Annotated in this window: 9 protein-coding genes; 7 read left to right on the forward strand and 2 right to left on the reverse strand. The window is 70.5% G+C overall.

Features of this window, described 5'->3' with window-relative positions; translation table 11 throughout:
• Nucleotides 1-89: 89 nt before the first annotated feature.
• The 4 genes from proS to DOO78_RS03705 are packed head-to-tail and all read left to right on the forward strand — an operon-like array spanning nt 90 to nt 4,608.
• Entirely contained in the window at nt 90-1,400 is a 1,311-nt protein-coding gene (proS, locus tag DOO78_RS03690) for a proline--tRNA ligase (protein WP_111468380.1), read from the forward strand.
• An 11-nt stretch (nt 1,401-1,411) separates the two neighbouring features.
• Entirely contained in the window at nt 1,412-2,665 is a 1,254-nt protein-coding gene (locus tag DOO78_RS03695) for a lipoprotein-releasing ABC transporter permease subunit (RefSeq protein ID WP_111468381.1), read from the forward strand.
• Nucleotides 2,658-3,923, forward strand: coding sequence for a lipoprotein-releasing ABC transporter permease subunit (locus DOO78_RS03700; protein ID WP_111468382.1), 1,266 nt, complete (start codon nt 2,658-2,660; stop codon nt 3,921-3,923). Before DOO78_RS03695 ends, DOO78_RS03700 begins: the two co-directional genes overlap by 8 nt.
• Entirely contained in the window at nt 3,916-4,608 is a 693-nt protein-coding gene (locus DOO78_RS03705) for an ABC transporter ATP-binding protein (protein ID WP_111468383.1), read from the forward strand. The genes DOO78_RS03700 and DOO78_RS03705 overlap by 8 nt, the downstream gene beginning before the upstream one ends.
• 100 nt (nt 4,609-4,708) lie before the next feature.
• Here the strand turns inward: DOO78_RS03705 and DOO78_RS03710 are convergent, their stop codons facing one another.
• Both DOO78_RS03710 and DOO78_RS03715 read right to left on the reverse strand, forming a co-directional pair.
• Complete coding sequence (locus DOO78_RS03710) at nt 4,709-5,617, reverse strand: hypothetical protein (RefSeq protein ID WP_111468384.1); 909 nt, start codon at nt 5,615-5,617, stop codon at nt 4,709-4,711.
• Nucleotides 5,618-5,979: 362 nt separating this feature from the next.
• A complete protein-coding gene (locus DOO78_RS03715; RefSeq protein WP_165838702.1) occupies nt 5,980-6,900 on the reverse strand; it encodes a DMT family transporter in 921 nt (306 codons plus the stop codon).
• A 46-nt stretch (nt 6,901-6,946) separates the two neighbouring features.
• On the opposite strand from DOO78_RS03715, the gene dnaE reads away from it, so the two are divergent.
• The 3 genes from dnaE to tsf all read left to right on the forward strand — a co-directional run bounded on the left by dnaE (nt 6,947) and on the right by tsf (nt 12,685).
• Nucleotides 6,947-10,399, forward strand: a complete 3,453-nt coding sequence (gene dnaE, locus DOO78_RS03720; protein WP_111468709.1) for a DNA polymerase III subunit alpha — start codon at nt 6,947-6,949, stop codon at nt 10,397-10,399.
• A 263-nt stretch (nt 10,400-10,662) separates the two neighbouring features.
• On the forward strand, nt 10,663-11,574 hold the full coding sequence (gene rpsB, locus DOO78_RS03725) for a 30S ribosomal protein S2 (protein ID WP_111468386.1): 912 nt from the start codon (nt 10,663-10,665) through the stop codon (nt 11,572-11,574).
• Nucleotides 11,575-11,764: 190 nt separating this feature from the next.
• Nucleotides 11,765-12,685: a translation elongation factor Ts gene (gene tsf, locus DOO78_RS03730; protein ID WP_111468387.1), complete on the forward strand. Its 921-nt coding sequence runs from the start codon at nt 11,765-11,767 to the stop codon at nt 12,683-12,685.
• The last annotated feature ends 7 nt before the right edge of the window (nt 12,686-12,692 follow it).

Below are 12,692 nucleotides of genomic sequence, written 5' to 3' on the forward strand. Positions count from 1 at the left end.
GCTTTCCCGGGATCGGCGCCGGGCCCATCCCCGTCCGGACGATTCCGGTCTAAAGGAGAGCCCGAGACCGCCGATCCCAGGAGTTCGCCTTGCGCCTGTCCCGCGCCTTCCTGCCGACGCTGAAGGAAACCCCGGCCGAGGCGCAGATCGCCTCGCACCGGCTCATGCTGCGCGCCGGCATGGTCCGGCAGACCAGCGCCGGCATCTATGTCTGGCTGCCGCTCGGCTGGCGGGTGCTGCAGAAGGTCGAGCAGATCGTCCGCGAGGAGCAGGATGCCACCGGCGCCCAGGAAATCCTGATGCCGACCATCCAGCCGGCCGATCTCTGGAAGCAGTCCGGCCGACACGACGCCTATGGCCCGGAGATGCTGCGGCTGAAGGACCGGCACGAGCGGGAGATGCTCTACGGCCCGACCAACGAGGAGATGGTCACCGACATCTTCCGCAGCTATGCGAAGAGCTACCGCGACCTGCCGCGCAACCTCTACCACATCCAGTGGAAGTTCCGCGACGAGATCCGCCCGCGCTTCGGCGTCATGCGAGGCCGCGAATTCCTGATGAAGGACGCCTATTCCTTCGATCTCGACTATGCCGGGGCGCGGCGCAGCTACCAGCGCATGTTCGTCGCCTATCTCCGCACCTTCGCCCGCATGGGGCTGAAGGCCATCCCGATGCAGGCCGATACCGGCCCGATCGGCGGCGATCTCAGCCACGAATTCCTCATCCTCGCCGAGACCGGCGAGAGCCAGGTCTACCTGCACCGGGACCTGCTGGCCTTCGACGTGCTGTCGCAGACCGTCGATTATGACGGCGACCTCTCGCCCATCGTCGATTTCTGGACCAGCCGCTACGCCGCGACCGACGAGAAGCACGACGCGGCCGCCTGGGCCGCCATCCCCGCGGCCGACCAGGTTTCGGCGCGGGGGATCGAAATCGGCCACATCTTCTATTTCGGCACCAAGTACAGCGCGCCGATGGGGCTGCAGGTGAGCGGCCCGGACGGCAAGATGGTCACGCCCGAGATGGGCAGCTACGGCATCGGCGTCTCCCGCCTCGTCGGCGCCATCATCGAGGCGAACCACGACGAGCAGGGGATCCGCTGGCCCGAGCCGGTCGCCCCCTTCCGCCTGGCGGTGCTGAACCTGAAGCCCGGCGATGCCGGCGCCGACGCGCTCGCCGAGCGGCTCTACGCCGCCTTCGATCCCGATGCCGTCTACGATGACCGCGAGGACCGCGCCGGCGTGAAATTCGCCGATGCCGACCTCATGGGCTATCCCTGGCAGGCCATCATCGGCCCGCGCGGCGCCGCGGCGGGGCGGGTGGAGCTGAAGCGCCGGGCGACCGGCGAGCGGGCGGAGCTCTCGCTCGAGGACGCCATCGCGCGCATCCGGGGCGGCTGAGCATCGCCCCGATGTTCGGGCCCTTCGAGCGCATGCTGGCCTGGCGCTACCTGCGCGCCCGCAAGGGGGAGCGCTTCGTCTCCATCACGGCCGCCTTCTCGCTGCTCGGCATCGCCCTCGGCGTCGCCGCGCTCATCATCGTCATGGCGGTGATGAACGGCTTCCGGCAGGACCTCATCGCCCGGATCATCGGCTTGAACGGGCATCTGACGGTGCATCCGGCGAGCGGGCGCAGCCTCGCGGCGTACGAGACGCTGGCGGCGCGGCTGGCCGCCCTGCCCGGGGTGGCGCAGGCGGTGCCGACCATCGAGGGCCAGGTTCTCCTCACCGGCCAGCAGGGCGGGGCCGCGGGCGGGGCGGTGCGCGGCATCGCCCCGGAGGCGCTGCGCGCGCGGGGCGTCATCGCCCGCGGCCTCCGCCTCGGCAGCCTGGAGGGCTTCGGCGGCGACGACACCGCCGTGCTCGGGCTCCGCCTCGCCGCCCGCATGGGGCTCCGGCTCGGCGACCAGGTGACGCTGGTGCTGCCGCAGGCGCGCGGCGCCGATTTCAGCGTGGCGCCGAAGCAGCGCGCCTTCCGCATCGTCGGCCTCTTCGATATCGGCATGCCGGAATATGACGGCCGCGAGGTCTTCATCCCGCTCGCGGCGGCGCAGGCCTTCTTCGGGCTGGAGCAGGCGGCGAGCCAGGTGGAGCTCTTCGTCGCCGATCCCGACCAGGTGGCGCCGGTGACGGAGGCGGTGCGGCGGCTGCTGGCCCGCCAGCCCTACCGCGTCACCGACTGGCAGGGCGCCAACAGCAGCATCTACGCCGCGGTGGTGGTGGAGCGGAACGTGATGTTCCTCATCCTCACCCTCGTCATCCTGGTCGCCGCCTTCAACATCATCTCCTCGCTCACCATGCTGGTGAAGGACAAGGGGCGGGACATCGCCATCCTCCGCACCATGGGGGCGCGGCAGGGCGCCATCCTGCGCATCTTCCTGCTCTGCGGCGCGACGGTCGGCTGCGGCGGCACGCTGATCGGCTTCCTGCTCGGGCTCGGCATCGCCAGCAATTTCGACGGGCTGCGCGCGGCGCTGCTGGCGCTGGAGGGCACGCCCTTCTTCCGGCCGGAGCTGCTCTTCCTCACCCAGCTTCCCGCCGTGGTCGATCCGCGCGAGGTCGTCCTCGTCCTCGCCATGGGACTCGGCCTCTCGCTGCTGGCGACGCTCTATCCGAGCTGGCGGGCGGCCCGCATCGATCCGGCCCGGGCGCTCCGCCATGGCTGAGGCCGGCCGCTTCGGCGGCTTCGAGCGCGCGGTCGCGGCGCGCTACCTGTCCGCCCGCAAGGGCGAGCGCTTCGTCTCCGTCATCGCCGGCTTCTCGCTCGTCGGCATCGCGCTCGGCATCGCCACGCTGATCGTCGTGCTCTCGGTGATGGGCGGCTTCCGCCAGGAATTGCTCGGCCGCATCCTCGGCCTGAACGGGCATCTCGGCATCACCGCCGCCCAGGGGCGGCTGCCGGACGACCCGGCCCTCGTCGCCCGCATCCGCGCCCTGCCGGAGGTGGCCCAGGCCGCGGCGGTGGTGGAGGGGCAGGTGCTGCTGACCACCGATGCCGGCGCCTCCGCCGGCGGGCTGGTGCGCGGCATCGCGCCCGAGGACCTGCGGGCGCGGCGGATCATCGCCGACACCATCGCCGCCGGCAGCCTGGCGCAATTCGGCGGCGAGGATGCGGTCGTCATCGGCACCGGCCTGGCGCGGCGGCTGGATGTCGGGGTCGGCGACCGGGTGACGCTGGTCTCGCCGCAGGGGCGGGTGACGGTCTTCGGCACCGTGCCGCGGCTCCGCGCCTATCGCATCGTCGCCCTGTTCGAGGTCGGGATGCAGGAATACGACAGCGGCTTCGTCTTCCTCCCCCTCGCCGCGGCGCAGCTCTTCTTCCAGATGCCGGGGGCGGTCAGCCAGATCGAGGTGCATCTGCGGCAGGCCGACCGGTCGGCCGAGGCGGCGCTCGCCATCCGCCGGGCGCTGGCCTCCGAGCCGATCCGCATCGCCGACTGGCAGGATGCCAATAGCGGCTTCTTCCAGCTCGTGCAGGTGCAACGGAACGTGATGTTCCTCATCCTCACCCTCATCATCCTGGTCGCCGCCTTCAACATCGTCTCCTCGCTGACCATGCTGGTGAAGGACAAGGGGCGGGACATCGCCATCCTCCGCACCATGGGGGCGCGGCGCGGCGCCATCCTGCGCATCTTCCTGCTCTGCGGCGCCGCCATCGGCGGGGCCGGCACGCTGGCCGGCCTCGGCCTCGGCCTGCTCTTCTGCGCCAATATCGAGGCGATCCGGCAATTCCTCATGCAGCTCACCGGCACCACGGTCTTCGATCCGAACGTGTATTTCCTGACCCGCATCCCGGCCGTGGTCGATCCGCTCGAGGTGGCGCAGGTGGTCGGGCTCGGGCTCGCCCTCTCCCTGCTCGCCACGCTGCTGCCGAGCTGGCGGGCGGCGCGGCTCGACCCGGTGGAGGCGTTGCGCGATGAGTGAGGCGGCGCCGGCCCTGCGCCTGGCCGCGGTGGAGCGGCGCTTCCGCACGGAGGCGGGCGAGCTGCCGGTGCTGCGCGGCGCCGAGCTCTCCCTCGCGGCGGGCGAGATCGTGGCGCTGGTCGCGCCCTCTGGCACCGGCAAGTCGACGCTGCTGCATCTGGCCGGGCTGCTGGAGCGGCCGGATGCCGGCGAGGTCTTCGTCGCCGGTCGCGCCGCCGGCACCCTCTCGGACGATGCGCGGACGGCGATCCGCCGCACCGCCATCGGCTTCGTCTACCAGTTCCACCACCTGCTGCCGGAGTTCACCGCGGAGGAGAACGTGCTGCTGCCGCAGCTTGCCGCCGGCACCGCCCGCGGCGCGGCGCGGCAGCGGGCGCGGGCGCTGCTGGCGAGCTTTGGGCTCGAGGGGCGGGAGCATCACCGCCCGGGCCGCCTCTCCGGCGGCGAGCAGCAGCGCGTGGCGATCGCCCGGGCGCTGGCCAACCGGCCGCAGATCCTCCTCGCCGATGAGCCGACCGGCAATCTCGACCTCGGCACGGCCAACCGGGTCTTCGAGGAGCTGCTGCAGGCGGTGCGCGGCCAGGGCCTCGCCGCGCTGATCGCCACCCATAACCCGGAGCTGGCGGCGCGCATGGACCGGGTGGTGACGCTGCGCGAGGGGCGGGTGGCGACACAGCGCCCGTAATGGCCTGATCCCGAAGTCCTTCGGATGTCGCTTTCGGGTGACGACATTGCGGAAACAACAGGTTGGAGCCTGCTGAGCAGCATCCACCGCAAGCAAGAAGTCACAGCGCCAAGGGTCTCCGCGTACGGCCGAAAGAAGCTTGCACCTGCTTTTCAAGCCAAGCGGATTCAATGTGCGGACTGGCATTCGGGGCAAGATAGGTCGCGGCGAGCGATTTCTCTATTCGTCCATCAATGTCGATCAAACGGTAAAAAATATTCTCCATTTCGACATATTCGGGGTCAGTATGGCGACCCACCGTTTGCAACAGGTCCGAAAAATGCGCCCGCATACCGTCACGGCTAGCCAGGGTATCATGAAAGGAGCGTGTGATACGATCTCGCATCAACAACCCCGTCGGATCCCCGTGGGAATCAACGGGTCCAGTCGATTTGACAAGCCGGTAGACCAACCATCCCACGCCAAGCCGCAGCGCGTCCTGGCCGAGCGGGCTGCATAAGAACTCGTCGCCGAAGCCGATAGGATCATCATATCTATAGAGTGCGGCGCCAAAGTCCTCGCATTTGATCTGATCGACGAGGAGTTTTACATCCGGCGTCCGTATCGTGCCATCATCGCCGGGAGCGAGATAGATCGAGGCAAACTCCGCCTCGAGCAGTTGGGAAAATCGATACTTGCGATAGTCATGGGTTTGGGGTTGCTGATGACCGCCCTCCGGCCTGGGATCCGAGGCCGCGCATTCGGCCCAGGCCCGGGCTTCGGCCCGACGACGGAGCAGACAGTCGATGCCATCGATCGACAGCAGAGGCTCCTCATCATCGTAGTGCCACGACGACCTGACCATCTCATGGTAAGCTGCGGCCCCTATGCCAAGCCGCAGCGCGTCCTGGCCCAGCGGGCCGCGCATGACGGCATCGGCGTCGCAGAGGCGGCCGATCCGGTCGCGGGATAGCCGATATCCCCAAACGATGCCTTTCAGCCGGTTGATCTCGGAATAATTGTACAACATCGTCTGGATACCCCATCACGCGACAGGCGGTTGGCGTCCCGGCTTGATCCGGGATTTTCCTGGTCATCGAAGCAACCAGAAGGCGATGCCAGCATCAACCATTCCCCATAATATTGTAAATTCAGAATAAAAAATTGCAGGCCCTCCGATTGCCGTGCAAAGGAGAAGGCGGCGTGCGGGGCGGAGCGTTGCCGCGCCACGGCCCTCCGATTCGCGGCGCCGCTGCGCGAATCCCGTCCCCATGCCGGCCCGAGCGACCATCCGACGCCGCGTGGGCGGCACGGACGCCGGCCTTCCGCCTGGACGAGATCCGCCGGCATCGCGGACGACCCTGACGGCGGTCCAGGCAGGGCGGCCGGGCTTCAGGCAGGCTTCGAAGCGGCGTCCGTGCGCCGGCGCACGGCACCCGGCCGCCACAGCGCGCCGCAGAGCATGCCGAGGATGACGAGCGCCATGCCCGCGAGCTGCGGCGCCGTCACCGGCTCGCCCAGCAGTAGCCAAGCCCAGAAGACGCCGAGCGCCGGGACCAGCGGCGGCAGCAGCGCGCCGCGGGCCGGGCCGAGCAGCGCCACCGCCCGGCTGTAGAGCACCACCGCGATGCCGCCGGCGATCAGCCCCTGATAGACGGCCTGCAGCAGCGCCTCGCCCGGGTGGTCCGGCACGCCGCCCGGCCCGAGCAACAGCAGGTGCAGCGGCACCCAGGCCAGCGAGACGGCGCCGGCGGCCGCCGCGGCCCGGGTGCCGGATACCTGCCAGCGCCGCATCAGCACGCCGAAGAGCGCCCAGGTGAAGCCGCTCGCCAGCAGCAGCAGGTCGCCGATCCAGGCCCTGCCGGCGCCCTGGGCGAGGGAGGCGCCGCCGATCAGCAGCAGCCCGGCGCCGAGGATGCCGAGGCCCAGCCGTACCCCGATCTCCGGCGCCTGCCGCAGCATCCACCAGCCTAGCAGGGGCGCGAAGAGAACCGTCGCGCCGGGATTGAGGATGGAGGCATGCGTCGCCGGCGCGAATTGCAGCGCCGCGACGGTCAGCAGGTAGTAGGGGGCGCCGGCGAGCAGGGCGAGCACCGCCGCCCGCGGCAGCGACAGCCCGCCGAGGCCGATGCGCCAGAGCAGCCCGCCCATCAGCAGCCCGGCGGTGGCGGAGCGCAGCAGCAGCAGGTCGGCGAGCGAGAGGCCATGCGCCAGCCCATGCCGCGTCGAGGCGAAATTGCCGCTGAACAGCGCCATGGCGAGCACGCCGGCGGCGATGGTGCGGCGATCCCCGCGGCGCTGGTCATCCGGCATCGGGCGAGTGTGCCGGCAGGCGGCCGGGCATGCTACCCTGCCGGGCATGACCGACTCGGCCGGCGGCAGCTTCGTCCATCTCCACACCCATTCCAGCTATTCACTCTCCGAGGGGGCCATCAAGGCGGAGAAGCTCGCCGCCCTGGCGAAGGCGGCCGGCATGCCCGCCGTGGCGCTGACCGACAGCGCCAACCTCTTCGGCGGGCTGGAATTCTCCCAGGCCTGCGCCGGCAAGGGGGTGCAGCCGGTCATGGGCTGCCAGCTCTTCCTCAGCCGCACGGCGAGCGACGAGCGGCCGGAGGCGGAGCGGCTGCCGCCGGACCCGATCGTGGCGCTGGCCATGGATGCGCGGGGGCTCGACAACCTGCAGCGCCTCTCCTCCCGCGGCTTCCTGGCGGGCGATGCCTCCGGCCGGCCCTGCCTGCGGCTGACGACGCTGGAGGAGCATGCCGAGGGCATCTTCCTGCTGACCGGCGGCACCTTCGGCCCGATCGGCCGGCTGCTCGCCGAGGGGCGGCGCGCCCCGGCCGAGGCGCTGCTGCGCCGCCTCGCCGCCGCCTTCCCGGATCGGCTGGCGGTGGAGCTGAACCGCCACGGCTTGCCGGTCGAGAAGGCGATCGAGCCGGCGATGCTGGCGCTGGCCGACGAGCTGGCCCTGCCGATCGTCGCCGCCAACGACGTCTATTTCGCCGCGCCCGGGATGCACGAGGCGCATGACGCGCTGCTCTGCATCGCCGAGAGCCGGACCCTGGCCGAGGAGGACCGGCGCCGCGTCACCGCCGAGCACTGGTTCAAGCCGGCGGATGCCATGCGGGCGATCTTCGCCGATCTGCCGGAGGCCTGCGACAACACCCTGGCCATCGCCCGCCGCTGCGCGGTGATGGTCGAGACCAAGAAGCCCGAGCTGCCGGTCTGCCCCAAGGTGCAGCCGGGCATGACCGAGGCCGAGACGGTGCGCGACATGGCGGTGCGCGGCCTCGAGGCGCGGCTGGATGCGACGCAGATGCCGGAGGCGGCGCGCGCGCCCTACCGCGAGCGGCTCGACTACGAGCTCGGCGTCATCGAGCAGATGGGCTTCTCGGGCTATTTCCTCATCGTCGCCGACTTCATCCAGTGGGCGAAGCGGCAGGACATCCCGGTCGGGCCCGGCCGCGGCTCCGGCGCCGGCTCGGTGGCCGCCTGGGCGCTCACCATCACCGATCTCGACCCGATGCGCTTCGGCCTGCTCTTCGAGCGCTTCCTCAACCCCGAGCGCGTCTCGATGCCGGATTTCGACATCGATTTCTGCCAGGACCGGCGCGACGAGGTCATCAACTACGTCCGCCGCGAATACGGCGCCGATCGCGTCGCGCAGATCATCACCTTCGGCAAGCTGCAGGCCAAGGCGGCGGTGCGCGATGTCGGCCGCGTGCTCGGCATGCCCTATGGGCAGGTGGACCGCATCGCCTCGCTGATCCCCTTCAACCCCGCCAAGCCGATCAGCCTCGCCCAGGCCATCGAGGAGGAGCCGCGGCTGCAGCAGATGCGCGACTCCGACGAGCAGGTGGCGCGGCTGCTCGAGATCGCCAACCAGCTCGAGGGCCTCTACCGCAACGCCAGCACCCATGCCGCCGGCGTCGTCATCGGCCGCAAGCCGCTGATCGAGATCGTGCCGCTCTACCGCGACCCGCGCTCGGAGATGCTGATCACCCAGTACTCGATGAAATATGTCGAGCAGGCCAGCCTGGTGAAGTTCGACTTCCTCGGCCTGAAGACGCTGACGGTGATCCAGAAGGCGCTCGAGATCCTGAAGGGGCAGGGGATCGAGGTCGACATCAACGCCATCCCGCTCGACGACCGCAAGACCTACGAGATGCTGCGCCGCGGCGACGCCGCCGGGGTGTTCCAGTTCGAAGGCGCGGGCATGCGGGACTGCCTGCGGCAGATGCGCGTCGACCGCTTCGAGGACCTGATCGCCGCCGTCTCGCTCTACCGTCCCGGCCCGATGGCGAACATCCCCGCCTATTGCCAGCGCAAGCATGGCGAGCCCTGGGAGAGCCCGCACCCGAAGATCCACCCCATCCTGGAGGAGACCTTCGGCATCATGGTCTACCAGGAGCAGGTGATGCAGATCAGCCAGGAGCTGGCGGGCTATTCGCTCGGCGGCGCCGACCTGCTGCGCCGCGCCATGGGCAAGAAGATCGCCAAGGAGATGGAGCAGCAGCGCGCCATCTTCACCGAGGGCGCGGTGCGGAACGGCATCGAGCCCGCCAAGGCGACCGAGATCTTCGACATGATGGCGAAGTTCGCGGAGTACGGCTTCAACAAGTCGCACGCCGCCGCCTATGCGCTGGTCTCCTACCAGACCGCCTGGCTGAAGGCGAACCACCCGGTCGCCTTCCTCGCCGCCTCCATGACGCTCGATCTCGACAAGACCGAGAAGCTGGCGAACCACATGCAGGAGGCGAGCCGGCTCGGCATCCCCGTCCTGCCGCCGGACGTGAACCGCTCGGGCGCCGAGTTCCTGGTCGAGGCGACGGAGGAGGGCAAGCCGGCCATCCGCTTCGCCCTCGCCGCGGTCAAGCGCGTCGGCGCCCAGGCCATGCGCGACCTGGTGCGGGCGCGCGACGCCAAGGGGCCCTTCGGCTCCATCGCCGAGTTCGCCCACCGGGTCGATCCGAAGCTGCTCAACAAGATGCAGATCGAGAACTTGGCCAAGGCCGGCGCCTTCGACAGCCTGGAGCGCAACCGCGCCAAGCTGGTCGGCGGGGCGGAGGTGATCCTCCGCCGCGCCCAGGCCGCGGCGGAGGAGCGGGTCAGCGCCCAGATCGCCCTCTTCGGCGGCGCCGGCTCGCGGCCCGAGCCGCTGCGGATCGCCGAGATCCCGGACTGGCCGCAGCTCGAGAAGCTCGCCTTCGAGGCGGAGGCGGTCGGCTTCCACCTCTCGGCGCATCCGCTCGACACCTACAAATCCGTGCTGCAACGCCTGGGCGTCACCCCCTCGGCGCGGATCTCGGAGCGCGCCCGGGCCGGCGCGGCGCGGCTGAAGCTGGCCGGGACGGTGGTCGCCAGCAAGGAGCGGCCGACCCGGACCGGCAGCCGCATGGCCTGGGTCACCCTCTCGGACGCCGCCGGCAGCTACGAGGTCACCCTCTTCTCCGAGGTGCTCTCCCGCTCGCGCGAGCTGCTGGCCGAGGGCACGGCGGTGCTCTGCACCGCCGAGGCGCGGCTGGATGGCGAGATGCTGCGGCTCACGGCGCAGGAGTTCGAGGGGCTGGAGAAGGCGGCGCAGCAGGTGGGGCAGGGCATCCGCCTCTGGCTCGAGGGCGAGGCCGGGGTGCCGGTGATCCGCGACCTGCTGGCGAAGGAGGGCCGCGGCCGCGGCCGCGTGGTGGTGGTGGCGCGCACCGGCCAGGGACAGGAGGTGGAGCTGGCCCTGCCCGGCGGCTTCAACGTCTCGCCGCGGCTCGTCCAGCAGATGCGGGTGGTGCCGGGCATCGCCGAGGTCGAAACGGTCTAGGCGCGCCCCGGGAGGCCGCCGCGCGTCGCCGCAGACGGACGGCGCAATGACCGGTCCGGGGCCGGGCGGGACCGTCCGGCCGGCGCCGCGGCCGTCTTGCCCCGGGGCTGGCCGCATGCCATATCCCCGCCGCTGCCGTGGGGAAGCCCGCGGCGGCAAATCCGCACGCGGCGCACCCTTCCCTATCGGTCGGGTCCGGTCCCGGGAGACATCCGGGAAGGCGCCGCGGAGGCTCAACCGGACTGATTGGAAGGATTTCGCCGATGGCGATGCCCCAGGTCACCCTGCGCGCCCTGCTCGAGGCGGGCGTGCATTTCGGCCACCATACGCGGCGCTGGAACCCGCGCATGGCCCCCTACATCTTCGGCGTGCGCAACCAGGTCCATATCCTGGACCTGCAGCAGACCGTCCCGATGATGGACCGCGCGCTGCGCGCCGTCCGCGACGTCGTGGCCGCCGGCGGCCGCGTCCTCTTCGTCGGCACCAAGAAGGCGGCGGCCGAGTATGTGGCCGAGGCGGCGACCCGCTGCGGCCAGTATTACGTCAACCACCGCTGGCTCGGCGGCATGCTGACCAACTGGAAGACGATCACCGGCTCCATCAAGCGCCTGAAGCAGATGGAGGACCAGCTCTCCGGCAACGTCCAGGGCCTCACCAAGAAAGAGGTCCTGATGCTGACGCGCGAGAAGGAGAAGCTCGACCGCGCCCTCGGCGGCATCAAGGAGATGGGCGGCCTGCCCGACATCATCTTCGTCATCGACGTGGTGAAGGAGAAGCTGGCGATCGAGGAGGCCAACAAGCTCGGCATCCCGGTCGTCGCCGTGGTCGATTCCAACGCCGATCCGCAGGGCGTCGCCTTCCCGATCCCGGGCAATGACGACGCGATCCGCGCCATCAACCTCTATTGCGACATGGTCGCCGGCGCGGTCTTCGACGGCATCTCGGCCGAGCTACAGGCCAGCGGCGTCGATCTCGGCGCCACCGAGGAGCTGCCGGTCGAGCCCGAGCTGACCTCCGAACTGGCCCCTGAGTTGGCCCCCGAGCTGGCGCCGGACCTGACCGAGGGCGAGCCGGTGCTGGCCGATGCGCAGTCCAGCCCGACCGCCGGCCTCGACACCGAGAGCCTGGAGACGATCGTCCAGGCCAACGAGGACGACGGCAACCGGGCCGGCTGACGGCCAGGCGGCGCGGCCAGGGCCGCAAGCCGCCGGGCTGGCAAGGACACGCTGCATGGCGGGCCGGCGTTCGGGATGGAACGCCGGCCCGTCCTCTCTCATTCTGCGGGGAGCGGGGCCGCGCGCCCGGACCGGAGCGTCCGCCCGCGACCTGCTTCCCCCGCTTCAGGCAAGGACACGGGAGACACCCATGGCCGAGATCACCGCCGCGCTGGTGCGCGACCTCCGCGACAAGACCGGCGCCGGCATGATGGATTGCAAGAAGGCGCTGGTCGAATCGCAGGGCGACATGGAGGCCGCGATCGACTGGCTCCGGAAGAAGGGCCTGTCCGCCGCCGCCAAGAAGTCCGGGCGGGTGGCCGCCGAGGGGCTGGTCGGCGTCGCCACCGGGCCGCAGATCGGCGCCATGGTCGAGGTGAATGCCGAGACCGACTTCGTCGCGCGCAACGAACAATTCCAGGGCTTCGTCGCCGAGGTGGCGGGGCTGGTGCTCTCGGTCGGCGACGATCTGGAGGTGCTGAAGCGCGCGCCCTTCCCGGGCACGCGGCATTCGGTGGCCGAGGAGCTGACGCGCCTGATCGCCACCATCGGCGAGAACATGAACATCCGGCGCGCCAAGCGCCTCGAGGTCAACAAGGGCGTGGTGGCCACCTACACCCACAACGCGATCCGGCCGGGCCTCGGCAAGATCGGCGTCCTGGTGGCGCTCGAGGGCAGCTCGGAGATCGACGCGCTCGAGACCATCGGCCGGCAGATCGGCATGCATGTCGCCGCCGCCCGTCCGGAGGCGCTCGAGGTCGGCTCGGTCGATCCCTCGGCGCTCGAGCGGGAGAAGTCGGTGCTCGCCGAGCAGGCCCGCGCCTCGGGCAAGTCGGAGGCGATCATTGCGAAGATGGTCGAGGGCCGGATCCGGAAATACTACGAGGAGGTGGTCCTGCTGGAGCAGGTCTGGGTGCATGACGGCGAGAGCCGGGTGAAGGAGATCGTCCGCAAGGCCGGCGGCAACCTCACCGGATTCGCCCGCTTCCAGCTCGGCGAGGGCATCGACAAGCCGGTCGGTCCGGATTTCGCCACCGAGGTCGCGGCGGCGGCCGGCACCGGGCCGGCCTGAGCCGAGG

Origin of the sequence: Roseicella frigidaeris (genome assembly GCF_003258945.1) — a bacterium.
GTDB classification, from domain to species: Bacteria; Pseudomonadota; Alphaproteobacteria; order Acetobacterales; family Acetobacteraceae; genus Paracraurococcus; species Paracraurococcus frigidaeris.

What these genes read in the sequence shown, in the direction of transcription:
- DOO78_RS03710 (WP_111468384.1), bottom strand. Translation starts at nt 5,617, where the DNA reads ATGTTGTACAATTATTCCGAGATCAACCGGCTGAAAGGCATCGTTTGG.
- DOO78_RS03715 (WP_165838702.1), bottom strand. Translation starts at nt 6,900, where the DNA reads ATGCCGGATGACCAGCGCCGCGGGGATCGCCGCACCATCGCCGCCGGC.
- DOO78_RS03695 (WP_111468381.1), top strand. Translation starts at nt 1,412, where the DNA reads ATGTTCGGGCCCTTCGAGCGCATGCTGGCCTGGCGCTACCTGCGCGCC.
- DOO78_RS03705 (WP_111468383.1), top strand. Translation starts at nt 3,916, where the DNA reads ATGAGTGAGGCGGCGCCGGCCCTGCGCCTGGCCGCGGTGGAGCGGCGC.
- dnaE (WP_111468709.1), top strand. Translation starts at nt 6,947, where the DNA reads ATGACCGACTCGGCCGGCGGCAGCTTCGTCCATCTCCACACCCATTCC.
- DOO78_RS03700 (WP_111468382.1), top strand. Translation starts at nt 2,658, where the DNA reads ATGGCTGAGGCCGGCCGCTTCGGCGGCTTCGAGCGCGCGGTCGCGGCG.
- tsf (WP_111468387.1), top strand. Translation starts at nt 11,765, where the DNA reads ATGGCCGAGATCACCGCCGCGCTGGTGCGCGACCTCCGCGACAAGACC.
- rpsB (WP_111468386.1), top strand. Translation starts at nt 10,663, where the DNA reads ATGGCGATGCCCCAGGTCACCCTGCGCGCCCTGCTCGAGGCGGGCGTG.